Origin of the sequence: Salinivibrio sp. MA440 (genome assembly GCF_001996265.1) — a bacterium.
Taxonomy (GTDB): domain Bacteria; phylum Pseudomonadota; class Gammaproteobacteria; order Enterobacterales; family Vibrionaceae; genus Salinivibrio; species Salinivibrio costicola.
On the sequence record NZ_MUFI01000022.1, the window covers coordinates 1 to 25,632 of the forward strand.

Sequence of the window (25,632 nt, forward strand, 5' to 3'; positions counted from 1 at the left end):
CCCCAAGTGGATGGCCCCATGATAGGCACCGTGGTGGGACCGGATGGCGAAGAAATCTTCTGTGATGAACACGGGCGAGTGAAAGTCCACTTCCCGTGGGACCGCTATTCTAACGGCGATGACAAAAGCAGCTGTTGGATACGGGTGGCCCAAGGCTGGGCGGGTAGCCAATACGGCATGATGGCCATTCCCCGCATTGGTCATGAAGTGATAGTGTCTTTCTTACACGGTGACCCGGACCAACCGATTATCACCGGCCGCACCTATCATGCGACCAATGTGCCGCCTTATACCTTACCGGCACACAAAACCAAGACGGTTTGGCGCAGTGAGAGTCATCAAGGCGAGGGCTACAACGAGCTCACGTTCGAAGACCAATCGGGCAGTGAGCAAGTGTATTTACACGCGCAAAAAGACTGGCACACCGAGGTAGAAAACGACCGCGTGACTGAGATAGGTCATGACAATCACCATCAGGTACATAACGACCAATTTCATCGTGTGATGGGCAATGCGCATCATACCGTGGAGGGAGAGAGTCGCACCCGTATTGGTGGCAACCACTCCAATCTCGTCAAAGCCAGTGAGTACTATAAAGTCGGTAAGGTTCATGCGGTGGAAGCCGGAAGTGACATTCACCTAAAAACGGGCGCTAAACTGGTGATCGAAGCCGGTGCAGAAGTTACCTTAAGTGCCGGCGGTAGCTTTGTGAAAGTGGATGCGGCAGGCGTGCATGCTTCTGGTGCCGCAGTGAACCTAAACTCAGGCGGTAGCGCAGGCAGTGGCCCAGGCTTTAATGGCCAAATGGCGAAGCGTCCAAAAACCATCGACGCCTTAGCCGATCCCGAAGCCGCGCCACTCCCCGATATCCAAGCGGTTGATGTAATGACCACATCAGAAACACAGCAAGGGGCGCCGACGCCATCGTGGGCGCCGAGAACAGACGATACGCCATCATTGGCGCCTAAACGTCAAGTAGAAGCGCTAAAGGGACAATCTCCTTTATGTGAGGAGTGCGAGAAGTGATGACTATTTTGGCGCATAGCAATCTTTTCGATAGAGTCCCTGACATGCAGCCGCAAGAGGGTCATCGTTTGTATTTGATGGTCGATGGTGGACAAATTGAAGACATGGCGCAGCAACTATATGGCTTGGAAGGAGAGTTAGACATTATGCCTGTCTATACTCAACCGCCTTATGACCAGCTGCTCGCGGTTTCTCCCTTTATTGTACGATTGACCGACGCAGTGTGGGCATGGTTTACGACCCTCAATCAACCCACTGCAGGCTATGTATTCGCGTCTTCACACCCCGGGCTTGATGTAGCACATCAGTTACGGGATTTCATTCAAGTGCTGTCACCCTATGGTAGTAAGGTGTTCTTAAAGATGGGGCACAGTGAATGCATTGATGCGTTGCTGTTTAATGACTTTGGTGGCTTTTGGTCCTTGATGTCGGCACTTTGGTTGCCGACGCGTGAAGGTTGGCAAGTTTATCATGCCCCTGAGTCGGCCAAATCAGTCTCGTTGCCCTATCAGCTCTCTGATCCGCAATGGAGCGCGCTTGGTACCGTGGTTTGGCGAAATCAAATACAAAGCCTTAAGCAACATATGCAAACTTACTTTCCTGAGCGTCTTACCTCTCAGTCAGATCCTGACCAATGGGTGCAGACGTGGGCAAACACTGCCTATCAGCAAGGATTTCATACCGGGCAAGACCTCACGCAATTTTTCAATGTGTTAGGTTTTGTGGGTGAGCAAGCGCTCGATGCATCTGTGTATCCCGATATAAGCAATCTTGTTCTCAATCCATCGGCAATGACACCCTCTCAGCGCATCGAGCAAGCGGCCTTATTGGCAAAACACGAATCAGAACAAGCCGAGTCTCACTTATCGAACCAGCAGGAGCAGCTATGAGTGACCCAATCTCAGCGGCCAAATGTGCCAACAATCAAGATAGCCGCGACCCAACTGGACCGTGTCCTTTAAAAGGTGGCAGCGTTGGTTTTGTTCCTGTGCGTTATGCGTTCGACAATGGCTATGATCAAGACGATTACACACCAATATTTGCTTTACCTAAAAAGTGGCATGGTGAAGCGTGGATCGAGGCAGAGTATAGCCAGCGCACATTGCGCCAACTAAGGGACGGTTGGCTGTATGTCTACGACCAAGACGCGGAGCGTCTAGATGAATACCAAGTGTCTGGTACCAAACTCATTAAAAAGCTGGATGATGATAGCGATGGCGAAACATCAAGCCGTTTAAACTATCCGGTTAAACACACTGTCTATCTTGCTTTTTCGCATCTACGCTGGACGGTGCGCTTAAAAGCGCTGATGCAAGAAAAGGGTCAGCTACGCAGTGCGTGGATGCGAGAGCTCGATCTTGATTATTATCGCGAGAATATGGCGCATCCACACACCGGCAGTTTAAAGCAACTCGGGCAAAGTGTGATTGATATTGGCGAGGACTCTGCGCCGGCTGGGTTATTTGCAAGTACGTGTACACCGCTTGATGAAGTCGATGATCTAGAAACCGATGAGCAAGACGTTCAACACCAGAACGTTGCACAAAAGCCAGGTAGCACTGTCACTGACTACAAGGTGGACTTGGATAAACCCAATGAAGGCTTTTTTATTGCGCTGGATGATAGGTTGGCCGATGTGTCTGATTTGTTCTTGCCTTTATCTCAGGAAGTCGCGCGACAGAGTGTTATTTTAAAAGACGAAGAGAACATGCATAAGCTCCAAATGGCTGAGCTGACGCGAATGCTAGCAGGCGTGAAATTGGAGCAAGACGAAGTACCCAGTTCAGTGAAGGGTGACCCCATCAGAGAGTTGGCATTCGAGCGCCATGTTATTGACTATCTTGCGACACAACGGCTTGCTGACCAAGAGCGAGCGGCTTTAGAAAGTAATCCCAATGTCGCGACTGTGCCGATGACACCACTGCAAGAAGAGGTCTTAAATAAAGGGGCGCTTCTTGAGGAACAATACGATTACCAACTCACTGAAGAGCAAAAACAACGCTGGTCTATGTTCAGCGATGAAGTGGATTGGGAATCGCTAGAGGCATTTCTCTCTGACCATTACAACCAATTACAAGGCCTTGATGCGCGCATCGCCACTCGCTACAAAGACTTTATGTATGGCCTTAAACAATTAAGCACCGATCCAGCCATTGTGGGTGTAGACAATCAAGACACGGATCATTTGGTGTATCTGCTGAGCTTAGTGAGTCAATACTTGGTCGGCGTAAAACACGCGATAAATAATAAGGAAGCACAGGCTGAACTGAATAAAATTCTGGACTTTGATCAGCCTGATAATCTCTTGGCGCTGGCGTCAGTGGGGTTCTCCAAAAAGAATTGGCAAGCACTGAATGATGAAGTGCAGAAGATTGAGCATCATTTTATTGGCTTAGATAAACCGGGAGATATGTTGGCACTGTTTAGTGCGATTGCTAACTATGATGGATTCACGGGCGATGTTCGTATCCAAGAGAAAGAATGGTTTAAATCGCTTGCAGAGCCTGTGAAAAAAAGTTTTTCTGCGTTGCAGCATGCGACATCAGGCGCGACGGAACAGACGTGGCGAGCGATAACCAACCTGTTATTTCCTAGCCAAATGAATACCACGCATAGCCCTGCAGGCATGATCAGTAATTTACGGTTAGTGATATTGGAGGCAATCGTTAATCCAGAAGCGATTGTTGCACACAACCCAGACTATCCGGCACAAGTCTCGGCATGGCAGCGAAAGATGAATGCCGAAGTCGCGATCATTACACGTATTAGCCAACCACCGGTGGGGCAATCAACTCCCAAAAATCATCAGATTCAAACCATGCATGCAGCTCAGCAGAGGCTGCAGAAGTTATTGAGTAGTGAGTTACCTCAAATGGTCACGCTAAAGCATCAAGCGGCGAATGATGCAGCGAAAAAAATGCTCAATCAAGCCGTTGAGCGCATCTGGCAAAAAGGCGTACAAGCTGCTCAAACATCGTGGAATAAGCTCGGCAAAATGGGAGGTATTGTTGCGATCCTCAATATTTGGAATAGCGCATCCGTCTTGCATAATATTCGCTATAAAGCCGAGCAGCACCCAGAGACTAGCTTGTGGGCAAACCCAGCACTAAGAGAAGCGACCTACTCGACCGCCTATGCGGTGTCCGCGATCTCGGCGGTTTGGCGAGATGCGGCATGGGAAAAAATGCTTAAAGATGGAACACTACTGGAAGTGAGCCTTCGTGAAGCAATAGACGAGGGAGGTAAGTTAAAAGGAGCCACGCTAAAGACTTTTGCTAAAACCACATTGATGGTTTCTATGTTTGGCTTAATAGCTACGGGACTAGAAACGTGGGATAGTGGTGAAAAAGCCTGGAATTCAGACCATGCCCCAATGGAAAGGTTTGGTTATGGTTTAAAAGGTTTATCAACATTCGCTCAAGTTATAGTTTTTTCTGCACAGTTAGGGGCCAATACATTAAGCCGACTTGGCATATTCAATATTAGTATAGGTGCGATCATTACTCGTTGGATGTTGACCACACTGATGGTGGCAGGTTTCGTATATCTGATAGCAGTTGTGGTCATTAATATTTTTAAACGCTCAGAGCTTGAAAAGTGGTTACTTCATTCAACTTGGGGAAAGCAGACGAAACAATGGGAGTTTTTCGAAGAGCTGGAGAGTCTAGAGAATATTATTAATAAGCCTCAAATTCGGCTGAACTCGGTTCCTAATCGCCTCCCTTCGCAATGGATGGACGCTGGCACAGAGCAGTGGCAATTAGAATTAACCCTGCCTGCGTTTACTTGGGATACAAAAATTGGTTTACAAGTCACCCGCAAGCCTAAAGACAAAAACTACCACTACCGAGTCGCTGAGCCGAAATCTGCAGTGGTAGTCAATGAGCAAGGTGGTACATGGAGCACAGATGAGGCTTCAGGAAGTCCTATCTACCGACTAAATATGGGTGGTGCCACTGACGATATGGTGGCTGTACTTGTCAGTATGCCGTTTGCTTGGCAAGCATCAGAAAATGAGGCGCTTGGCTATGTGGCTACCGGAAACCACCAAGGTGAACTAACCGTAAATTCAGCCCCGAGAGATAAAAAATTTGCCAAGCGTACCATTGAAGTGAGAGTTGAAAAATGAGTATTAGCGAAACTATAAATCCTATTGAAAAGAGGCTCTACGAGGTGGAAGTTCGCCACTATTGGGAACATAAAGGATGGGGTGGAAAATTTGATCACCTTGGAATTTGGGGACTATCAATTTTTGCAGGGCTAACTCCTTTTTGCTTTCTATGGTTTGTAATCGACGAGCTCACTATAGACTCTATTGCGTTTTGGGGATTATTTTCTTTCATGACGATGATGGTATTAGTCTCAAGGTATCTTTTTTTCCCCGACAAGCATCGCTGTTACCACTTAACGCCTCTGGGTATTCATTACACAGAAAAAGACATGATCCCCGATGTTGCGTATCAGGTGGTACGTGGTTTGGCGTGGGTGGGAATCGTAGTCTGTATTATTGCCGTGTTTGTGCTTGGTCCTCTTGCGTTTGTTGGGGCAGGTGGTTTTGCACTGATGTCGTTTGGGATGACGAACTTTCGTCCTAATGTAAACCAATCTTACATATTGATGGACGAACGAACTATTTTGTTTGACCTGATTAACGATAATGTGCTTTCTTTTACTATTCCAGAGAAAGATAACCTAGAATATAAACGTCGTGTATATACTCAAACGTATGAAGAAAAACTCACCGTTATAAATCACTTATATACTATTTTCCCTAATTTAGAAGTTATCAAAATCAATAGGGCAAATGATCAATATAAACACCCTATCTATCAGCAGGAAGAAGAGAGTGCTGCCGAATAGGATGATTTTTAACAGCTCACTTCAATTCGGGAAGAGTGAATGATGCGTACCATTGGATTGAGAATTGAGTTATAGCGAAACTATAAATCCTATTGAAAAGAGGCTCTACGAGGTGGAAGTTCGCCACTATTGGGAACATAAAGGATGGGGTGGAAAATTTGACCACCTTGGAATTTGGGGACTATCAATTTTTGCAGGGCTAACTCCTTTTTGCTTTCTATGGTTTGTAATCGACGAGCTCACTATAGACTCTATTGCGTTTTGGGGATTATTTTCTTTCATGACGATGATGGTATTAGTCTCAAGGTATCTTTTTTTCCCCGACAAACATCGCTGTTACCACTTAACGCCTTTGGGTATTCATTATACAGAAAAAGACATGATCCCCGATGTTGCCTATCAGGTGGTGCGTGGTCTTGCATGGGTGGGTATCGTGGTTTGTATTATTGCCGTGTTTGTGCTCGGTCCTCTCGCGTTTGTTGGGACTGGTGGTTTTGCGCTGATGTCGTTTGGGATGACGAATTTTCGTCCTACGATTAATAAGCATTCCATATTGATTTGTGAGCGTACGGTTGTGTTTGACCTAGAGAATGATGGTGTATTGTCATTCGCCATTCCCGAGAAAGGTGCGTATGCTTACTATGGTGATATATTCACCGCTACTCTTGACCAAAAGCAAGAACTACTTGCTACATTACGTTCACTCTTCCCTAGGATCGAGTTCGTGAAGATAAAAAGGTTGAAGGACCAGTATAAACACCCTGTTTATCAACAAGAAGAAGAGAAATCGGCCGAGTAGTATAGCTTTTATATAGGGTTTACTCTCGCTCTTACAATTAACCATTTTCACCAAAGGTGTTTAATGCCTGCTCTGCACTCATTGGTTTAAAGTGGTAGAACCCTTGAATTTCATCGACACGCCAGACGTTGAGAATGCGCAATTGAGACGCGGTTTCGACGCCTTCAGCAACGGTGGTCATGCCCAGCTCTTGAGCCATGTTGATGATGCTGCGGACTAAGGTTTTGGCCTTTTCATTGGTTTCAATTTCGCTCATATACGATTTATCCAATTTGACGATATCGAGCGGAAAATTACACAGCGAGCTAAACGATGAATAGCCGGTACCGAAGTCATCTAAGGCTAGCTGGACGCCTAACGCTTTGAGGGCATGCATCCGTTCAATTGTCTCCTGGTCGGCACCGAGTAGAATACTTTCGGTAACTTCCAGCACCAGCTGTCCTGGCGAAAGTTGATACTGCTTTATGAGTCGCTGCAAGTTATTAATCAGCGCACTTGCGCCAAAGTGAGGACTAGAGAGGTTGACATGAATGGTGAGACGGTGCTGCGATTTTTTACTCCAATACCTTTGTATGGTTTGTAAAAATGCGCAGGCTTTTTCTAACACCAGTTCGTCGAGCTCAATAATTAATTTGTGTTTTTCGGCCAACGGAATAAAAACCCCTGGCGATATCATCCCCAAATCGGGATGATGCCAACGCGCCAATGCTTCAAAACCGATCACTTGATTCGATGTCGCGTTAACGATGGGCTGGAAGAAAGCGGTAAACTCTTCGTTTTTCAGTGCAGTGATCAGGTTTCGATTAATTGTTAATGTCTCATTGGCAGCTTGCACAATCTCTTCATCAACAATCGTCACATTGTGCTTGGGTACCAACTGTTGCTCTATCGCGTAGAAACCACAGTGGACGAGGGGTTCAAAATGGGTAAACGCGAACTCAGGCCCTATCATTGCGGCGTTAAGGCCGATATCAAAGTCTGCAGTCGTCTCAGCTAGATGACTTGCACTGACTTTTAGCACGGTATTCGCGCGAGGAATAAATTGCTCCTCCTCTATTTGATCAGTAAAAACGATAAACTCATTTTCGCTTAGCCTACCGATTTCCGCTTGCGGAAACTGTTGCTTCAAAGCATCAGCGATATGCTTTACCGCATTGTCATAGGCTTGATGCCCATATATCTCGTAAATTTCACGAAGACGTGTGGCAATTATGTAGAGGGTGATAATTGCCTTTTTGTTCGTAAGCGCTTGATTTAAGGCTTTAGTTGTCGAGGGCCGATTAAGTAAACCAGACAGGGTGTCATGGTGTGATAGTGTTTCTATTAAAGCGGCTTGTCGTTTTTGCTGGCTAATATCTTTCACCGCCAGCATCACAGTTTGAGACGTCTGATTGTCTAGCCGTATCGCTTCTACATTGCAAGAGATAGTTTGCCCAGTGACACTGCGTAGGTTAGTTTCAAAGTGAGTAACATCCTGCTCGTCTTGCTGTTGGAAGGCATTCAGATCAGACAGTGTGCCATCTTTGTTATTTAATAGGATATCGAGTGGGGCATCGATAAGCTGTGTGCGTTGATGACCAAGCAAATTAAGTAGTGCCTGATTCACGTCGACAATCTGGTTATTTTCTAAAAGTATCATGCCTAGATGCTGGCTATGGTACAGCGCTTCAAATTTAGACAGTGTTTCTTTAAGTTGTTGTTCGGCGTAAGAGGACGTGCTCGCCATTGCCTCGATTTGTTCAGTAATGCGGGTAAACATATCTTTGGGCGCTGTGATAGGAGCTGTGTTACCGAGCAGAGCGTTCACATTTTTCTCAAAAGAGATAAATTGTCTAGCAATATTGTGTCGATAAAGCAGATAAACCACGAAAGCGATAAATGAGGTCATCGCCAGTAAAGCTAAGATAAGATATTGAAATACTTGCTTTCCCTTTTGATAGTAATGGCGAGATTCGGTGGTTTCTAAGGCCGCAATTGGGCGGTTGCTCAAATCATATAAGGGGGTATAGCGGGTTATCTTATTGTCAGTACGAACAATGCGTTCAACGCTCCCTTCTCCTGTTGTATCCCCCTTGTTAACGAGACGGTTGTTGCCCGCTAATATGTTATCGTAGTCGGAGGGAAAGCGACCCGTCAGTGCTTGCCCCCAAACCATCCAGCCGACGACCGGTGCAGTGCCCGCACTGTCTCGGACTGGGTTGACACTGATCACCCATATGCGGCCTCTAAGCTGGAGTAAACCAGCGAAAGGAGTCAGCTCTTTATCCGGAATGGGTTGATGAATATGGGCTGTGACGGCAGGGGAGCGATATATTGCATCAATCATCGACTTGTTGCCCGCATCTTCCAGTACTTTTGCTTCGACTACCTCACCACTTAAGTCGGCAAATCCCATCATATCTAAACTGAGTGCGAGTAATGTCTCGTCGCTTAGATTCCTCTGCGCATAGCGATTATTACCTGTTGTAAGTAGCGCGTAAGTATCATCCCAATAGGCCCAATCAATTGCATATTCAACTTGATTATCGATGACACGCTGAATCACCGCTTTGGCTTGCTGATTTGCGCGCGTGATTTCTATGTCTTCTAGGTGGTCAATACCGAAGAGGAAAAAATAGCGAGTCAATAAAAGGCTACTGAAAATAATGGCAAGTAACCCTAGGATAAAAATAAGTGCTGCTTTGCTGTGAAGCGTAACAAATCGCGTCCGTGTCATTTAATACCTAGCAAGAAAAGAGGAAGGCCCGACGCCGAGGCTTTAAATTAGGCGAGTACACCACAACAATCAATAGTGTTGTTAATGTATTGAGATGTTATTCAGTATTTAGGGATAGACTTATCAACAAGCGCCGATATCACGGGGTTTACAGTGTAAACTGGACCACCTTATGTGACGCTGTCACATTTTATTTTTGGTGTGTCGATTACAAACAAGAGCCCCTCGTATTATTGCTAAGACGAGGGGAAAGTGTATAACAATGCTTAGCTGGTCGATGACTCCAACTGCCAGTGATGCTTAATCCTCTCTTGATTGTGCTTGGGCGAGTGAATAGTGAATGCAATACACAAGGATATAGTGATCATTACCAGCATCACACTAAACGCGGCAACAAAACCGCCAAATAGCGCCGCAATGACAGAGCCCATAAAGCTACCGACACCAAAGCCCAGGTACATAAAACCATAGTTTTGGCTGAGGTGGTTCATGCCAAAATAGTCGCTCATCAAGGTGGGGAATACGGTAATTGCTCCGCCAAAACTGAACGCGACACAAGCAACCGACAAATAGAAGCTGTATTGGTCCAGTGGCATAAAGCGGAGCATACCCACGCCTGCCGCGCAGACGAGGAGTGCCAAGCCAACCACTTTGCTGCGCGCCATGCGATCAGACAACACCCCCAGTACCAGACGGCCGCCTAGATTTGCCAGTGCGATAATGGCAACCGCTTCCGCAGCGGTGGCAGCATCAAGGTGGACATAAAGTTCACCCACATCTTTAGCGACGCCAATGACATAAAGCCCACTCATACAAATCGTGACAAATACCGTGGCAAGTAACCAAAATTGCGGGGTTTTAAAACATTGAGAAAGGGTGTAATCAGCAGGCGCATCGGCCTCAGATGCGTTTGTGGTGGCTTTTTGCTGTGGCGCATCGTGCATCAGTGCGCCGCCAATTACGACCATCACACAGGCCAGAACCGCCCACATTTGAAAACTTAGTGCTGCGCCGCCTGCGGCTAAAAAGTATAGATTGATGTATTTAAAACCTAAGCTGCCTAACCCATAAGCGCCAATGGCACAGGCTGAGGCAAGCCCTTTGTTTTTGGGAAAAAAGCGTACGCAATTGGAAAGCGTCATGAGGTAGCCAGTACCATCTGCTAAACCAATCAGAAGGCCGGCGGTAAGGTAAAGTAGCCATAGTTGGCTGACCACCGAGGTTAGCGCGAGACTGGCGCCAAGCAGTATGCCTGCGCCAATTGTCACGCGGCGGACACCGAATCGTGCTTGTAGATGGCCCGAGACGGAAGAAGCCAGGGCCAATGCCAGTGTCATAATGCCAAAGGTGAAGGCCACTTGGCTGACTGGCTCGTCAAGCTGGGCTGCAAGGGGGGCATTAAACAGGCTCCACGTATACACAGAGCCAAGTGCAAACTGGGCCAATACGGTGCCGATAAGGGTTTTGATGCCGGGGGATAAACGTGCGTTCATGGTAACGCTCCAGGATTTTATCTATTGAGAACACCCCCAAGATACGACCCTGAATCCCCACATCAAGAGTAGGTGAAAAAGATAAAATGAGCTGCAGTTAGCGGGCATGAACTGCAGCGAGAGGGCATGAATTACAATTGCATCCGTTCGCGAAACGCTTTCAGATTACCGCGACTGACCAAGACAGGATCAGAAATGCCGGGGAGGAAAACGTGATAGGTGCTGTTTAAGCCTGGTTCAATTTCGGTGATTTTATCTAAGTTGATGCAATAAGAGCGATGGCAACGAAAAAAATTAGCCGGCAATTGCGTCATCAATTCACTGATAGTGTAAGGGACATAGAACTCACCGTCGGGTGTGTACACCAAGGTGGTCTTTTCGTTGGCAGCGGCATAAAGAATGTCGGCGGTATCGGTAATGCGGATCCGATTATCACGCATCAAATGCAAGGTATGGCGTTGCTCTGTCAGGGTATCGGTAGGTGCAGCCGCGAGAGCAAGCTTATTGAGTACGCCTTTAACCCGTGTTTCGTTAAGCGGCTTAAGCAGGTAGTCGAACGCTTCAAGCTCAAAAGCATCTGCGGCATGCTCTTTGTAAGCGGTCGTAAAAATCACAAAGGGCGGGCGCGCATCGGCATGTAAACTCCGTGCGAGTAACATGCCATCAATCGAGGGGATATTGATATCTAAAAACAACACGTCCACTGAATGGGTCTGCAGGTATTTTAGCGCTGCAAGCCCATCATCAAAGCTTTCGATGATCTCGAGATCACTATGCTTTTCAACTAAGTAACGTAGCTCTTCTTGCGCTAAGTATTCGTCTTCGACAATGACAGCGCGAAGCATGAAGGCTCCTTATGGTTAATCACAAATGATACACGTGTGCCGGGATTGCGTGGCTCAACAGTTAAGCCTTGTCCATAGAGCATGATTAAACGCTGGTGCACATTCATCAAGCCAATATGATGACTGTCGATGGTGCCATGATAAAGTTGCTCGACAATATTAGGATCGATGCCGACACCGGTATCTGTGATGCTAATCTCCGTTCCTTGCGCAATTTCGCGCACCGCAATGATGACATCACAAGGACGACGAGAAGGTTGAAAACCATGGCGAATTGCATTTTCTACCAGCGGCTGTATCAGCAAGGGCGCAATATTGGTGTCGGTCGTTTCAATATCAAAGCGGATCGTAAGTTTGTCACCAAAACGTGCTTGCTCAATGGCGACATAGTCTTTGACTTGTTTAATGGCATCACTAATGGGGATCAGATCCTGCGTGCGCTCTAAATTGTAACGCATAAAGTCGGCCAAATTGGCAATCAAGCCACGGGCGTCATCCGGACGCAGGCGGATCAAGCTGGAGATCGCATTGAGGGCGTTAAACAAAAAATGAGGGTTAATTTTACTTTGTAAGGCAGAAAATTCGGCCTTACTCGCCATTTCTTTGAGGTTTTGTATCCGCGCAACTTCCATTTGGGTCGAAATCAATTGTGATAAACCAATCGCCATTTCCTGCATGGGGCGACGAATACGATGGGGCTGGCGATAAAAAACCTTTAAGGTTCCCGTGACCACGCCATTTTCCCATAGTGGAATGATCAACAAAGAGCGAAAATCATGCACGTTGAGATCATTGCTGATAATTTGTTCACCGGTTCTTACCGCTTGCTGAGTAAGGCGGCTAATTTGGTGATGGGCATCAATGTATTGCTCCTCACCAATGCCAACATACGCCAAAACATCGGCGGTATCGGTAATAGCCACGGCATCGGCACCGGTGTCTTTACGAATAATACTGCACGCTTTGGTCAAACCTCGCGCCTCTCCGCGTCGAAAATACGGTAGAGTGCGGTTGGCAATATCTAACGCTTGCTTAGCCTGCTGGGCGGCTAAATGTTCTTTTTCATCATCGATGTACTGCACCAGTTGGATGATCAGGCCAATACAGACGGTACCTGCAATCATCGGGAAGCTAATGGTGGCAACAATGTGTTGGGCGAGCGTTTGATCGCGGGCAAGCAAAAGGATAAGTAGCATGGTCAGCGATTCGCAGAGCATACCCGCCAAAATGCCGTAGCGTGCATAATGCTGTTTATCTGCGCGATAATGAATCAGTGCCGACAGGCACCCAGCAATAATACTGGCGATCAAACAGGCTTGTGAGGTTGGCCCATCAATATCGATAAGATAGCGGTGAACGCCCGAGACGACGCCGGCAGTCACGCCAACCCAAGGACCAAACAAAATACCGCCGGCGATAATGGCGATGATGCGTACATTTACCAGCGACCCATCGACATTCACTCCCGTGTAGGTACTGAATAAGGCAAACAATACAAACAAAGTGGCAATGAGCGCTGTTTCCATTGGATGGCGCTGGGTCTTCTGTACGATGGTTTGGATCAGATGGGTGCGAGTGAGCCAAAATAAGGCCATGAGTAATAAGGCGGCACGTTCAAATACCGCCAACAGCATCAATAACTGGTCGTTGTACGCTAACAAAAGAAAGAACCGTTTTTAAATAAAGGGCGACTGTATGCTGCCAATTACTTGCGGCGGCAGAACTCAGCGATCACAAACAACGTTTGGCCGTTCACTTTACCCTGCACATGGGTAGGATCATCGGTCAGGTTAATGCCACGGATCACGGTACCTTGTTTGATTACCTGGCTTGAGCCTTTCACTGGCAAATCTTTAATCACGGTCACGTCGTCGCCTTTTTGCAGCGCCACACCATTTGCATCCAGCACTTTAACTTCTTCGATATCTTGACCGGTTTCCGCCCATTTACGCACGTCATCTTCCATATACATCATGTCGAGATTATCTTGCGCCCAGCTTTCACTCGAAAGGCGAGAAAGCTGGCGATAAGCGACGACTTGCACGGCCGGCTCTTGGCTCCACATGCTGTCACTCAGGCAACGCCAGTGGTTCACATCCATATTGTCAGGATTACTTAGCTGGTCATGACAGGTGCCACAAACCAATACGCAGCTGTTCGCGGTGGTATCTGGTGAGTACGGGACGTCATATACAGATAAGTTGTCTTGGCGGGTACAAAGTTCACATTGGCCGCCGCTGCGTGCCTGAAGTGTTTGTTCAATACTCATAAATGTCTCGTGTAGGGCAGATCGAGCCTGCGTTAACAATGCGGCAGAGTGTAATCGCTGACATAAATTCTTACAAGTTATAAGGGATTAAGTCAGCGAATTGATGGATGATTATAGACACAAAAATGCCACGCCAATGCGGCGTGGCATTTTATAAACGATGGCACCGCGCCATTAAGCGTTTGCAGTGTCTTGTTTCACCACTTCGTGGTGCTCGAAGATAGTCTTATCTTGGCCACCGGTTAAGCGTGAGGTGAGCGTGCCAGCAGTCATTGAGCCGCTAACGTTAATCGCGGTGCGGCCCATATCGATTAACGGTTCAATTGAGATTAACAGACCCGCAAGTGCGACCGGCATATCCAGTGCCGAGAGTACAATCAGCGCGGCAAACGTTGCCCCGCCACCAACGCCAGCAATACCGAAAGAGCTCACCGTTACGATGGCAACCAAGGTCGCGATAAAGCCAGGATCGAGCGGATTAATACCAATGGTTGGTGCAATCATCACCGCCAACATGGCAGGGTATAGCCCTGCACAGCCGTTTTGCCCCATGGTCGCACCGAAAGAGGCTGAGAAATTGGCACTGGCCGGATCGTTCCCCAAGTTCTTCATTTGAGAATCAATGTTTAGCGGAATAGTCGCGGCACTAGAGCGCGATGTGAAGGCAAACGTTAGTACCGGGAGTATCTTTTTCAAGTATTGAGCTGGGCTCATTCCTACTAGGCCGATTAAGATCAAATGCATCACCAAAATCGCGCCTAGGCCAACGTATGAAGCGACAACGAAGTTTGCCAGTTGCAGGATTTCACTGACATTTGATCCGGCAATGACTTTCGTCATCAATGCCAAGACACCGTATGGCGTTAAACCGATAATCATGCGCACCAGCGTACGTACAAGCGCCTGAGCAACATCCATAAAGCGTTCAAAGCGCTCACCCAGTTCAGGCTGTGTGCGTGAAAGCGTTACCCCGGCAATTCCCACAAGCGCAGAGAAAATCACCACAGCAATCGTAGACGTTGGACGGCTTCCTGCTAAATCTGCGAACGGATTTTGTGGGAAGAAAGAGATCACCATATCAGCCAGTGACAGGTTTTCAACGGTACCTAGGCGTTCTTCAAGTGCAGCCCCGCGAGCCATTTCTTGCGCACCTTGCACGATATCTTGCGCAGACAATCCAAATAGACTGCTGACGAACACGCCAATGAGTGCAGATGCTGCGGTCGTTGCCAGCAAAATCCCAATATTTAAGCTAGAGACTTTACCCAGTGAACCCGAGTCTTTCACCTTTAAGATGGCACCAATAATTGACACGGTAATCAACGGCATGATGATCATTTTTAACAAGCTCACGTAGCCTGAGCCGACGATATTGATATAGTCAATGGTTTCGCGTGTAACCGTGCCGTCAGCACCATATAACGCTTGCAGCGCAGCACCGAATGCCACCCCTAAGCCTAAGCCAGTAAAGACTCGCGTTGATAGGGATTTTTGTTGCTTGTGCAACTTCACAAGCACTGCCAGTAACAGCGCAAAAGCGATCAGATTTAAAAGGATAACTGTCATAGTTGGCGTTCCCACCTAGAGAATTATAATAATTTCAGCGTTAGATCCCGTGGATGTCGTTAAGGGATCGATATTGGTTCGCATCTTATGCCGACGGGTGCACATAATGAAGACATATGTCACATTACGGCTAGATAAAAAAAGCACTTATTAAAACTAAAAAGAATATGGAACAGTTATTGCACAATTTGCGGTGGTATATCGCGCAATGGCGACGACAAGTTATTCCGGCTGTTTTAAAACAAGCGTTCGTTCTAGGAATACACCTAAGGTTCCGGTAAGGTAAGGCCGCGCGTGTTGACTCACCCTCACCGTGTTTATTTTTGGACGCATACCAGGAGTGATGTGTTATTGATTTGAAGGATTCACAATGAGCAGAAAAATCTACTTCTCGGCCCCAGGCCGGTTTAGTGCAAAACGTACGTTGATAGGCGCGGTTAGCCGTTGTCATCATCGACTTGCCCCCAGTCATGCAAGGAAGATTGCCCGCAAGCTCTTTCTTACCCCCACGCGCAGTCCAGCGGTGAACGCGGCCCCGAATGGCTTAGAGCGGTTTACTGCGCAGAGTCAACAAGGCGAGCTACAGATGTACAGCGTTGGCGCGGGCCCGACCTGGTTACTGACACATGGGTGGTCCGGCTCGGCGAGCCAATTTTTTCCTTTAATGGCGCATATTGCCTCGTTGGGTTTTCGCGCTGTGGCGTTTGATCATCCGGCCCATGGTGAAAGTGGGGGGCACGAAAGCCATATTCCAGGGTTTGTGCAGGCAATCAACGATGTTTTGGATCAAGTAGACAACGTTTCTGGTGTCGTCGCCCACAGTATGGGTGCGGCGGCCGTCCTCGAGAGCCAACATCCGCAATTAGATGACTTACCATTACTCTTGGTCGCGCCTGTGTTGAATTATCGTGAGAATCTGTATGCAACGGTGCGCCAGTCCGGCTACTCACTCAAGCTGTTTGATGAAATTGTACAAGAAGTGGGTGAGCAGCATGGTTATCCGATCGAAACCATCGAACCCTTGACTAAACTCGGCGCGCGTCGTCATCAGGTGGTCATTGCGCATGACAGAAACGATCGTTTTGCCTCGTTCAGCGTGACTAAAAAAGCAAACGACTATCAACATGTCTGCTTGCTGCCTACTGATGGGCTAGGGCATGGGCGGATTTTAAAAAGCGACGTGACTTTACAAGCGTTTACTGATCTTGCGGCTAAGACGGATCCAGCGGTACACAGTGTTGACAGCGCAACGTCAAGTAGCGATATCGCAGCGCGGAAAAAAAACCGGCAGACAACTGAAACCAGCGCGTCAGCCATGGATGTGTAAGCCTCCGGCAAGTAATCTAAAAAAGGCACCGACGTCTGCGGTGCCATGTGGGTCTATAATATGCGGCTTATAAAAAAACGTATTACTCGCCAGCTATCTATTCGCCAGCTATCGACAAACGGGCAAACCGTATCCGAGGGGCGAAGAAGGCGCCATCGTAATTAGGCGTGACTGTGTTGCCAATCGCATCAATCTCATTGAGCATGGTATAGAAATTACCTGCCACTGTGATGCCACGCACGGGGCGAACACGTTTACCGTCACGGCACAAGAAGCCACTGGCTCCAAACGAGAAGTCGCCACTGATAGCATTCGCGCCAGAATGCACCCCTTGCAGCGAAACCAGTTCGAGATACTCGCCTCCATGCACTTCGGCACCACTTTGTTTGCCGGCGCCAATGAGGTCGTGACGTGAAGTGACATCTAAGCCGCCTTTCGGGCTGCGGCCGGCGTTGGCAGTGTGACGGACGCCAAAATGATGGGCCGTAGCGCTATTATGTAACAACCCAACCAATATGCCATTTTCAATTAGCGGCGTGTCGGTTGTAGCAAAGCCCTCGCTGTCAAAGGCTTTGCTGCGCATCCCGCCATCGATACGTGCGATATCGGTAATGGTCAGGGCTGGATCGGCAATCGGTTTTCCGATTTTTTCGCGCCATGGATTGGTACCCCGTTTGGCCGCATCCCCGGAAAAACAACTGCCAAATGCGCCCAGCAATTCGCTTAAACAATTATGTTCAAACACTACCGCATATTGACCGGTTTTGACTGGCCCACCCTCTAACAATGCATCAGCCGTGTCATAGGCCAAGCGGGTTGCAAATGCTTGGTCGAGATCGGCAAAGCGGCGTGACACTGACGCCCCCAAATGCATCGATTGCTTGCCGCCGTGATTGAGCAGTGCTGCCGTGTAGCAGCTAAAACTCCGTTCGCGATGATAGCAGCGTGTGCCCAGGGTATTAGCCAGCAGCTGATACTGGGTTTGCTCACCGTAGCCATTGTAGGGCGCCCCCGTTGCCCGTGGTTGATTGACCACGTCTTGCTCCATCGCGAGTGCCAATGCAATCTTATCTTCAATCGGCGTATTATCCGCTTGAAACAAAGTGGGATCTTGGCTATCGATCTGCTGCCCTTCGGCGCGAATTTTCTGGTCAGGGTCGGCTTTGGTAAAGCTCGCATTCGTTAGCGCGGCGTTGACCATGCTGGCAAGGCTGTCGCTATCTAGCGATTCGGAATAACTGGTGGCAACTTGGTCACCTTTGATCACACGTACGCCGATCACTTGGCCCGCGGTGACTTTGTGCTCGGACAGATCGCCTTGATCCGCCTTCAATGACAAACTTTCACTGGCGTTGGCAATGACGTCTGCGTGGGCCCCTTTTGCCTGAACGAGTGTTAATACCTGATCGACGGCATCGCTTAGGGTTGCTTTCACGTTTTGCTCACTCATGCGTTACCGCCTCCTACTAGGATGTTATCGACTTTAAGTGCGGGCTGACCCACAGTCGTCGGTACGGCACCACTCACAGAGCCACACATACCCGCGGCGAGGGCGAGATCCTTACCAACCATGCTAATTTCTTTAAGTACTTTCGGACCGGTGCTGATTAACGTTGCAGACTTGAGTGGTGCGGTGATTTGGCCATCTTCTACCAAATAGGCTTCTTGCACCGCGAAGTTAAACTCGCCGGTGCCGGGCTGTACTGAACCACCACCCATTTTTTTAGCATAAATGCCGCGCTCCATGGAGCCAATCATCTTCTCAAGATCATCATTACCCGGCTCGATAAAGGTGTTCCGCATCCGCGAGGTCGGCGCGAACTTGTAAGACTCACGACGGCCTGAGCCGGTGCGTGCATAACCGGTTTTCAGGCTGCCCATATGATCGACCATAAACGAGGTGAGCTTACCGTCTTTGATAAGCTGGGTATGCTGAGTCTCCATACCTTCATCATCGATGTTAATTGAGCCCCATGCGTTGGCTAAGGTGCCATCATCGACGGCGCTAACCACTGGGCTAGCAATCATCTCACCCATTTGATCATGAAACACCGAGGCTTGTTTGGCTACCGAGGTGGTTTCTAGTAAATGGCCACAGGCTTCGTGGAAAATGACCCCACCGAATCCATTTCCAATGACCACGGGCATTTCACCAGAAGGACAGGTTTGGGCGCCGAGTTTGGTTAATGCTTGACGTGCAACGCGTTCGCCCATCGCCACGGGATCAATATCGTGATGAAATTCCCAGCCAGTGAGTGCGCCAGGGGCATCAAAGCCGGTCGATTGCTCTTTTCCATCGGTGGCAACCGCGGTTGCAGCAATCCGAGTGTAATGACGTGTATCGCTAACGTGCAACCCGCGAGAGTTAAAGATCTCAATCTGTTGTTCACGTTGGCCGACGCGACCAATAATTTGTGTGATTTTTTCACTTTCGGCGCGTATACGTTGGTCTACGTGGCGTAAAAAATCGACTTTATCTGCCACATGCTGGTCACGAGATAGAGGTTCAGACACAGGATGTTTGTCATTTAAATGCGACAAATTAAGGGGGCCAGCAGCGGCAATTTGGTCACGCTTATCACGCGCGCAAAGTAAACTGGTCACTTTTTTAAGCTGTTCTTCATCGCGACTATTGGTATAGCCATAAAGGACCTTATGACCGAAAAACAAACGGATACCAATTCCAAAATCAATCCCTGAACTGACTTTATCCACCTCACCAGACAATAACTCGACGTTGCCCGAGTGGTGGTGCTCGACAAAGAGCTCGGCGAAATCTGCGCCCATAAACATGGCGTGATCAATCACCGATTTTGCCGTTGATGGATTCAGCATACTTCCTCCTAAGAAGTGTGTTAGCGAATCTTTTATTCTACCAAGCTTTTATCAGCAATGATCACCACGTTCAGTGAGTGCATGATATTTCATCACTTTCTGTGTAATTGACTGGATGGGAAATGGGGCTTTTCAGTGCATGATTACCAATAGGCGACGACTTTTTCGCGATCCGTTACACTACGTCGATGCAGATAACGAGCAGGATAAAGCAATGAGTCACGTAGCAGCCAACATCATCACTGGCTTTCTTGGAGTGGGCAAAACGACTGCCATTCGTCATTTGCTGGCGAATAAACCTGAGCAAGCGCGCTGGGCGGTATTGGTCAATGAGTTTGGTGAAGTGGGTGTCGATGGTGCGATCCTCTCTGAGCAAGGTGCGCTGGTGAAGGAAGTGCCGGGGGGATGCATGTGCTGTGTCGCTGGGTTGCCTATGACGGTAGGCTTGAATACGCTATTAGCGCAAAAGCCGGATCGAATTTTAATTGAGCCGACAGGGCTGGGTCATCCTAAGGATATTATCGGTAAGCTTACCCAGCCGCCTTTCGATACCCATTTGTCGCTACGCGCGACGATGACCTTGGTGGACCCGCGTTGCATTGACGATGTGCGTTATCGTGAAAATCAGAATTTTCACGATCAAATCGCGTTAGCGGATGTGGTGGTCGCCAACAAGCTCGATCAGTGTATTGAAGGGCAAATCGCAACGTTTTATGATTATGTCGCGGCGTTTGATGGCAAGAAAAGCTTGGTGACTGGCGTTGAACACGGCGCGCTCGAGACGGCATGGCTTTCGCTACCTCGGCAAGATCGCAAAGCGCATTATCACCATCATCACAGCAATGCTGAGCCGATGACCACGCTTGCGTTGGGTCCAGATGACATTTTTACCCGCAAAGAAAATCAGGGGCAGGGCTATGTCAGTTGTGGTTGGTTATTTGCCGCGCACTGTTGTTTTCCCTTTGATGCCTTGTATGGGTTATTTAGCAATCTCAATGCTCAGCGAATCAAGGCGGTGGTAAACACCGAAGAGGGATTTTTTGCGTTTAACGTTGCCAATCAGGTTGTCACCGTCACACCCATGTCGATTGAAACGGCAGAGTCACGGATTGAGGTGATTGATATCCAACCCTTACCGTGGGATGAGTTAGAAACCATCTTGCTTTCGTTTCTCGAGCCGCCGGCCGAATAAATCACGCCGTTATAGAAAATGACAATAAAACCGGTCAGTATCACTGACCGATTTTTATCGACGTTGACGATGACGTTGGGTTAGCTGGCGTATTTCGCTGTGAGTACTTGCCAGCTGCGTTTTTGTTGATGAAAACGCAGTTTCAAATCTTGATATTGCTGACTTAACTCGGCCTTTTCTACTTTTTCGCGGAATTTATCGCGTTCAAATGCCAGTAATTGTTTTTTGAGCGTGTAGTAATCAGCCATCTTCGCCACCAAGGTATCGTATTCTTGTTGTAGAATTTGCAAGCGATGCGCGGCATTGGGCTTATTGCTTAGCTTTTGCGTTGCACGCTGAAGCTGCATTGTCGCCCGTGCTTTTTCTATCTTTTCTTCCGGCGTAACACGCAGCTTTTCAGCCAACCCAAGCCAAGAGGCCGTTTTAATTAACCACTTCGTTGGATCAAATTGCCACCAGCGAATGCCGTTGCGGTAATCATTCTCAAAGATGTGATGGAAATTATGGTACCCCTCACCAAAGGTCATAAAGGCTAAAACACCATTATCGCGGGCTGTATTCTTCTCGGTGTACGGTTGACTTCCCCATACGTGGGCCAAGGAGTTAATGAAAAACGTTGTATGGTGGCTGAGCACTAATCGTGTGAAGCCGACCAGTAAAATGGCCCCCCCAACATCGCCGTGAATCACGCCAAACGCGATAGGAAAACCAAAGTTGGTTGCCAGTGTCAGGGCCAAGTAGTGCTTGTGCTGCCACATCACGATCTTGTCTTTTTGCAAGTCACGACAATTGCTGTAATCACCATAACGGTCGGGATGATATTCACGTAACATCCAGCCTAGGTGCGAGAACCAAAAGCCGCGTTTCGCCGAGTAAGGGTCGACATCGTTGTCATCTACGTGACGATGGTGAATACGGTGATCGGATGACCAATGAAGGGCACTGTTTTGGAGTGCAAACGCGCCCCCAATGGCAAAAATAAACCGCAGGACCGGATGGGCTTGATAAGTTTTGTGGGCCCATAAGCGGTGATAACCTGCCGTTATCGACAGCCCACAAAAACTAAAGGCGACAATCAGTGCGGTGATCTGCATCCAATCGAAACCATGGTGCCAAGCCCAAAGCGGGGTGCCAATGACTGCGATGAAAAACGTGAGCGTAAATACGCTGATATTTAGCCAAATCAAACGTGGTTTTTGTGGCGGTGAGGTTGTCGTTTTGGTTTCCATAACTCTTATCTTTATTTAAGCGTACACTTGTACGCTAGAATAGATGGGGGTCATCAATTGGTCAAGGCCTCGTCATCCCCTTTGTGCGCAAAATTGTTTCTGGGTTTGTCATCGAAAGATTAATGATTGAAATGGCTATACTTAGGTAAACATGGGAAAGCGTTGGGAGGATGCCATAGCCTATTCGCTCGTTGGCGTTGTTGGTTTGACGCCTTTTTGATTTTTATAGTTTTGAGGATGTGTGCCGATATGTATACGTGTTCCTTATTCACGAAAGGTTAGGAAGTATGATGTCCTATCCGGCCATACCGCACTTTGTGAAGGCGATGGGCCACCGTGTGGTGAGTTACATCTTGAATGTCACAGAGGCCGAAGGCCGCTTAATTTTAATGCAGAAACTCGGACTAAGCCGGATCCAGCGAGACACGCTGAACCAGTATATTGAGCTGTGCCGTCAGCTACGGGTATCCGCGGTTGACCAGGGAGAAAGTGAACAATCTTTTTTTTATCGCCTCCCCCATGTGATGCAAAATGGTCGTCATGTCTTTAATGTGTGGCGGGCACAACAAGGGGGAGAGCTCGCCACGCGGATCACCACCGCCGACCCCTTGACCAGTGCATTTTGCCAACTGGCCGGTGAGTTGTATCCCTTGTTTCTGATTAAGGCGGGACAACGCCCGCACCTTTTTTATCGGGGAGCAGGTTACCTGACCGCAGCTATTGAGCAATTCCCTATTAGTAAGTTGGTGCAAAAGCGGATGGCGGCCGATCCTGCCTTATCAAGATTATTCACCACCACTGGCAAAGAGCCACAACAAACGTGTGGTGACTATAAAGATGCCACCGGGCATCGCGGCATGGTGAGTTTAGCCAGTCTCCCTGTCTCCATTTTGGTCAATAGTTATGACTTAATGCGGATACGTGGCGTGGTCAGTGCTGACCGTTTCGTGACTACCGTCCAAGAGATGTTAGACATGGCACGCAGCCTTGCCGATGGTGAGGTCGCGCATATTCCCATGTTTGTAGGATTTCGTAATGCGGCGCTCACGAATTTGGCCGAACTCGATACCAAATGGGGCAGTGTACGGCGCTACACCCCGGGTATTGCTGAATATGTCTTACAAGCGGCGGGGCTGATGGCGAAGCGCCGGAATAATGGCTTTATGTTAGAGTCTGGCTACGCATTTGCGATCAACTTTGGCGACTTTCTTGAAGACGATGATTGGCCCGAGGAGGTTCTGGATGCCGAGGGCGAGCAGCAAACTACCGAGCTGAATATCATTTTATGCATGGCGCTTTGTTATCTTGGCCAACATAAGGCATTTGTCGCGCCAGAGTGGGTGTGGCGTATTGATCCCTTTTCATTGGACAACCGACGACAAGATTTTAGCACCGTAGCGGAAACCAGCGATCCTGTGGCAATTGGTGATGAAGACTTAGTGGATATTGAGCGTTGGAGCATGCTGGTGGATGATACCGATTCCAGCGGGATTCGATTGGCCATGTCTCGCCTCTATGCGGCAGCAAAAAAACCGGTCACACAAGATGCCTTGATGGATGTGATTATTGCGTTACGCAATATATTTGCTGCCAGTGAAGACATTGTCCCGATAAAAGCGGCGCTGACGCATATTATCGAGCAAGAGACGGACCTTGCTATGATTGATCAGCTTGCCGAGGATTGGCGTGCCTTGTTAACTGGGGAGTTTGATGACGATCCTGAGACCATCCGTGAAAAAGTCTATCAATGCGTCCAGCTGTGTTTAACCTGTTTACGTCATTTCTACGTGCATGCCCCGATGCTGATGACTCGCCCCGACCGGCTGAGCTATCTGTGCGAACACGATGTCACGCAATCAAACGTGAATCCTTAGCGATCTCAAAGAATCTCAGTGATTTTTACGGGTTCGACCTCATACCTGGCGAACTTGGTTTATGCTTACAGTGATCACGCTGCCATACTCTCAGCTAAGAAGTCGAAAAGGAGAGGCTTTTGACCAAACAAATATTGATCACCGATGATTCTGCCCTGGCGCGCAAACAGCTATCTCGAACCTTGCCTCAAGACCTCGATGCTGACGTGCACTTTGCTGAAAACGGTAAAGTGGCACTCGACGTGCTCAACAGTCAGCCGATTGACATCATGTTTCTAGACTTGACCATGCCAGAATTAGACGGTTATCAAACGTTAGAGGCTATGCAAAAAGCGGGCATGACCACTCCGGTTGTGGTGGTGTCGGGTGATATCCAGCCATTAGCACAGCAGCAAGTGTTGGAGCGAGGCGCGAAAGACTTTGTTAAAAAACCGATTAGTCGCGAGCGGGTCGATGCGTTAATCAAAGCCTATTTGCCTAATACATCCACTTTAGATACTCAGCGTGCGCAAACGTCGCACGAAAAACTGAGCCGTCGTGATATTTATATGGAAGTCGTGAACATTGCCATGGGCCAGGCGGCGGATAAACTCGCCCGGCACTGCGGTGTGTTTGTCCATATGCCTTTGCCGCAAGTGAATGTGTTTGAGGTGACTGAATTAACCATGACGATTCGCCATCTGGCCCAGTCCAACACCATGAATGGGGTGTGCCAAGGCTTTAGTGGTGAAGGGATCGCTGGTGAAGCGCTGATGTTGATCAGTGACTCGAGTATTACGGAAATGATCCAACTGCTCGACTACCCAGACGACGGATCGGTGGATAATGAATTAGAGCTCCTTGTGGATGTGAGCAACATTTTAATCAGCGCTTTTCTCCGCGGACTGGGCGATCAGGCGGCGTTAGAGTTTTCGCAAAGCTATCCGGCCTTACTTGGACAACATGCTGACGTTGACCAATTGATCTCGGCGATGAAGGGTTCATGGAAGCGAACAGTGACCATTGAGGTCAGTTATCAGATTGATGGTACCGAGATAAAATGCGATCTTCTATTGCTGTTGTTGGACGAATCACTACCGCTACTGGATGCCAAGTTAGCGTACCTGATGGATGAGGAGTAATGGAATGAGCACACAAGATTTTGATCAATTCCATTGGATGCTAGATATGGTGCAGCATATCGATATGGGATTAATCGTACTCGATCGCGATTTTCACATCCAAATGTGGAACGGATTTATGATCCACCATAGCGGCAAACATGCGAAAGATGTACAAGGTCGTTCGCTGTTCGACGTGTTTCCCGAGATCAATGCGTCCTGGTTTCGCGCCAAGTCTCAGCCGGTTTTCGAATTACGGTGTCGCAGTTTCATTGTTTGGCAACAGCGGCCTTATTTGTTTCGCTGCCGTCATGTGCGCCCGATTACCGGACAGTTACCGTTTATGTACCAAAATATCACCATGCATCCGATGGCCAATACGCGTGGTGAAGTGAATCATATGTTTATTTCGATTCAAGATGTGACCAATGAGGCATTAGCGAGTCAAAGCCCTAAAGCTATAGCGTCATCATAGAGTAAGTACTGCGCGTCATCATAGCG

General features: G+C 48.2%; 19 protein-coding genes. 10 read left to right on the forward strand and 9 right to left on the reverse strand.

Translation table 11 applies throughout. From position 1 onward, the window contains the following. The 5 genes from BZG80_RS08485 to BZG80_RS08505 form a co-directional block, all read left to right on the forward strand. Positions 1–1,026 (forward strand): type VI secretion system Vgr family protein (locus tag BZG80_RS08485; RefSeq protein WP_198532932.1); only part of this gene is annotated, 1,026 nt, incomplete at its 5' end. Between the two features lie 44 nt (positions 1,027–1,070). Further along, positions 1,071–1,916: a DUF4123 domain-containing protein gene (locus BZG80_RS08490; RefSeq protein ID WP_158011536.1), complete on the forward strand. Its 846-nt coding sequence runs from the start codon at positions 1,071–1,073 to the stop codon at positions 1,914–1,916. Then, positions 1,913–5,155, forward strand: coding sequence for a T6SS effector BTH_I2691 family protein (locus BZG80_RS08495; RefSeq protein WP_077679129.1), 3,243 nt, complete (start codon positions 1,913–1,915; stop codon positions 5,153–5,155). Before BZG80_RS08490 ends, BZG80_RS08495 begins: the two co-directional genes overlap by 4 nt. Next, entirely contained in the window at positions 5,152–5,886 is a 735-nt protein-coding gene (locus BZG80_RS08500; protein ID WP_077460794.1) for a hypothetical protein, read from the forward strand. Before BZG80_RS08495 ends, BZG80_RS08500 begins: the two co-directional genes overlap by 4 nt. 64 nt (positions 5,887–5,950) lie before the next feature. After that, positions 5,951–6,685 carry a hypothetical protein gene (locus tag BZG80_RS08505; RefSeq protein WP_077460793.1) on the forward strand — a complete coding sequence of 245 codons (735 nt, stop codon included), beginning with the start codon at positions 5,951–5,953 and terminating at the stop codon, positions 6,683–6,685. Positions 6,686–6,722: 37 nt separating this feature from the next. Here BZG80_RS08505 and BZG80_RS08510 read toward each other — a convergent pair whose 3' ends face one another. The 6 genes from BZG80_RS08510 to BZG80_RS08535 all read right to left on the reverse strand — a co-directional run bounded on the left by BZG80_RS08510 (position 6,723) and on the right by BZG80_RS08535 (position 15,574). Then, on the reverse strand, positions 6,723–9,401 hold the full coding sequence (locus tag BZG80_RS08510) for a bifunctional diguanylate cyclase/phosphodiesterase (protein WP_077679130.1): 2,679 nt from the start codon (positions 9,399–9,401) through the stop codon (positions 6,723–6,725). A gap of 266 nt (positions 9,402–9,667) precedes the next feature. Next, complete coding sequence (locus BZG80_RS08515) at positions 9,668–10,894, reverse strand: OFA family MFS transporter (RefSeq protein ID WP_077679131.1); 1,227 nt, start codon at positions 10,892–10,894, stop codon at positions 9,668–9,670. Between the two features lie 131 nt (positions 10,895–11,025). Then, on the reverse strand, positions 11,026–11,739 hold the full coding sequence (locus BZG80_RS08520; protein WP_077576950.1) for a LytR/AlgR family response regulator transcription factor: 714 nt from the start codon (positions 11,737–11,739) through the stop codon (positions 11,026–11,028). Continuing rightward, the gene (locus tag BZG80_RS08525) at positions 11,703–13,373 is read right to left on the reverse strand and encodes a LytS/YhcK type 5TM receptor domain-containing protein (protein WP_077679132.1); all 1,671 of its coding nucleotides are present in this window, start codon (positions 13,371–13,373) and stop codon (positions 11,703–11,705) included. Before BZG80_RS08525 ends, BZG80_RS08520 begins: the two co-directional genes overlap by 37 nt. A 71-nt stretch (positions 13,374–13,444) precedes the next feature. After that, positions 13,445–14,008: a PhnA domain-containing protein gene (locus BZG80_RS08530; RefSeq protein WP_077460788.1), complete on the reverse strand. Its 564-nt coding sequence runs from the start codon at positions 14,006–14,008 to the stop codon at positions 13,445–13,447. A 174-nt stretch (positions 14,009–14,182) separates the two neighbouring features. After that, a complete protein-coding gene (locus tag BZG80_RS08535; RefSeq protein WP_021023917.1) occupies positions 14,183–15,574 on the reverse strand; it encodes an L-cystine transporter in 1,392 nt (463 codons plus the stop codon). Between the two features lie 370 nt (positions 15,575–15,944). On the opposite strand from BZG80_RS08535, the gene BZG80_RS08540 reads away from it, so the two are divergent. Beyond that, positions 15,945–16,901, forward strand: a complete 957-nt coding sequence (locus BZG80_RS08540; protein WP_077679133.1) for an alpha/beta hydrolase — start codon at positions 15,945–15,947, stop codon at positions 16,899–16,901. Positions 16,902–16,998: 97 nt separating this feature from the next. On the opposite strand, the gene BZG80_RS08545 is transcribed toward BZG80_RS08540, so the two are convergent. Together BZG80_RS08545 and BZG80_RS08550 are read right to left on the reverse strand one after the other, a co-directional pair. Continuing rightward, the gene (locus BZG80_RS08545; protein WP_077679134.1) at positions 16,999–18,351 is read right to left on the reverse strand and encodes a TldD/PmbA family protein; all 1,353 of its coding nucleotides are present in this window, start codon (positions 18,349–18,351) and stop codon (positions 16,999–17,001) included. Beyond that, positions 18,348–19,736: a TldD/PmbA family protein gene (locus BZG80_RS08550; protein WP_077645935.1), complete on the reverse strand. Its 1,389-nt coding sequence runs from the start codon at positions 19,734–19,736 to the stop codon at positions 18,348–18,350. Before BZG80_RS08550 ends, BZG80_RS08545 begins: the two co-directional genes overlap by 4 nt. Positions 19,737–19,950: 214 nt before the next feature. Here BZG80_RS08550 and BZG80_RS08555 point away from each other — a divergent pair, with 214 nt between their 5' ends. After that, positions 19,951–20,928, forward strand: coding sequence for a CobW family GTP-binding protein (locus BZG80_RS08555; protein ID WP_077679135.1), 978 nt, complete (start codon positions 19,951–19,953; stop codon positions 20,926–20,928). A gap of 80 nt (positions 20,929–21,008) precedes the next feature. On the opposite strand, the gene BZG80_RS08560 is transcribed toward BZG80_RS08555, so the two are convergent. Beyond that, complete coding sequence (locus BZG80_RS08560; protein WP_077679136.1) at positions 21,009–22,157, reverse strand: fatty acid desaturase; 1,149 nt, start codon at positions 22,155–22,157, stop codon at positions 21,009–21,011. Positions 22,158–22,444: 287 nt separating this feature from the next. Between BZG80_RS08560 and BZG80_RS08565 the strand changes: the two genes are divergently transcribed. The 3 genes from BZG80_RS08565 to BZG80_RS08575 all read left to right on the forward strand — a co-directional run bounded on the left by BZG80_RS08565 (position 22,445) and on the right by BZG80_RS08575 (position 25,606). Continuing rightward, entirely contained in the window at positions 22,445–24,031 is a 1,587-nt protein-coding gene (locus BZG80_RS08565) for a hypothetical protein (protein WP_025744561.1), read from the forward strand. Positions 24,032–24,150: 119 nt separating this feature from the next. After that, on the forward strand, positions 24,151–25,152 hold the full coding sequence (locus BZG80_RS08570) for a response regulator (RefSeq protein ID WP_077576957.1): 1,002 nt from the start codon (positions 24,151–24,153) through the stop codon (positions 25,150–25,152). A 4-nt stretch (positions 25,153–25,156) separates the two neighbouring features. Further along, positions 25,157–25,606, forward strand: coding sequence for a PAS domain-containing protein (locus tag BZG80_RS08575; RefSeq protein ID WP_021023812.1), 450 nt, complete (start codon positions 25,157–25,159; stop codon positions 25,604–25,606). Positions 25,607–25,632 lie beyond the last annotated feature (26 nt).

Excerpts from the sequence above, each read along its gene's own strand:
- BZG80_RS08550 (WP_077645935.1), bottom strand. The coding sequence starts at position 19,736 with ATGCTGAATCCATCAACGGCAAAATCGGTGATTGATCACGCCATGTTT.
- BZG80_RS08530 (WP_077460788.1), bottom strand. The coding sequence starts at position 14,008 with ATGAGTATTGAACAAACACTTCAGGCACGCAGCGGCGGCCAATGTGAA.
- BZG80_RS08515 (WP_077679131.1), bottom strand. The coding sequence starts at position 10,894 with ATGAACGCACGTTTATCCCCCGGCATCAAAACCCTTATCGGCACCGTA.
- BZG80_RS08560 (WP_077679136.1), bottom strand. The coding sequence starts at position 22,157 with ATGGAAACCAAAACGACAACCTCACCGCCACAAAAACCACGTTTGATT.
- BZG80_RS08565 (WP_025744561.1), top strand. The coding sequence starts at position 22,445 with ATGATGTCCTATCCGGCCATACCGCACTTTGTGAAGGCGATGGGCCAC.
- BZG80_RS08555 (WP_077679135.1), top strand. The coding sequence starts at position 19,951 with ATGAGTCACGTAGCAGCCAACATCATCACTGGCTTTCTTGGAGTGGGC.
- BZG80_RS08525 (WP_077679132.1), bottom strand. The coding sequence starts at position 13,373 with ATGCTGTTGGCGGTATTTGAACGTGCCGCCTTATTACTCATGGCCTTA.
- BZG80_RS08535 (WP_021023917.1), bottom strand. The coding sequence starts at position 15,574 with ATGACAGTTATCCTTTTAAATCTGATCGCTTTTGCGCTGTTACTGGCA.
- BZG80_RS08575 (WP_021023812.1), top strand. The coding sequence starts at position 25,157 with ATGAGCACACAAGATTTTGATCAATTCCATTGGATGCTAGATATGGTG.
- BZG80_RS08495 (WP_077679129.1), top strand. The coding sequence starts at position 1,913 with ATGAGTGACCCAATCTCAGCGGCCAAATGTGCCAACAATCAAGATAGC.
- BZG80_RS08490 (WP_158011536.1), top strand. The coding sequence starts at position 1,071 with ATGCAGCCGCAAGAGGGTCATCGTTTGTATTTGATGGTCGATGGTGGA.
- BZG80_RS08520 (WP_077576950.1), bottom strand. The coding sequence starts at position 11,739 with ATGCTTCGCGCTGTCATTGTCGAAGACGAATACTTAGCGCAAGAAGAG.
- BZG80_RS08510 (WP_077679130.1), bottom strand. The coding sequence starts at position 9,401 with ATGACACGGACGCGATTTGTTACGCTTCACAGCAAAGCAGCACTTATT.
- BZG80_RS08540 (WP_077679133.1), top strand. The coding sequence starts at position 15,945 with ATGAGCAGAAAAATCTACTTCTCGGCCCCAGGCCGGTTTAGTGCAAAA.
- BZG80_RS08545 (WP_077679134.1), bottom strand. The coding sequence starts at position 18,351 with ATGAGTGAGCAAAACGTGAAAGCAACCCTAAGCGATGCCGTCGATCAG.
- BZG80_RS08500 (WP_077460794.1), top strand. The coding sequence starts at position 5,152 with ATGAGTATTAGCGAAACTATAAATCCTATTGAAAAGAGGCTCTACGAG.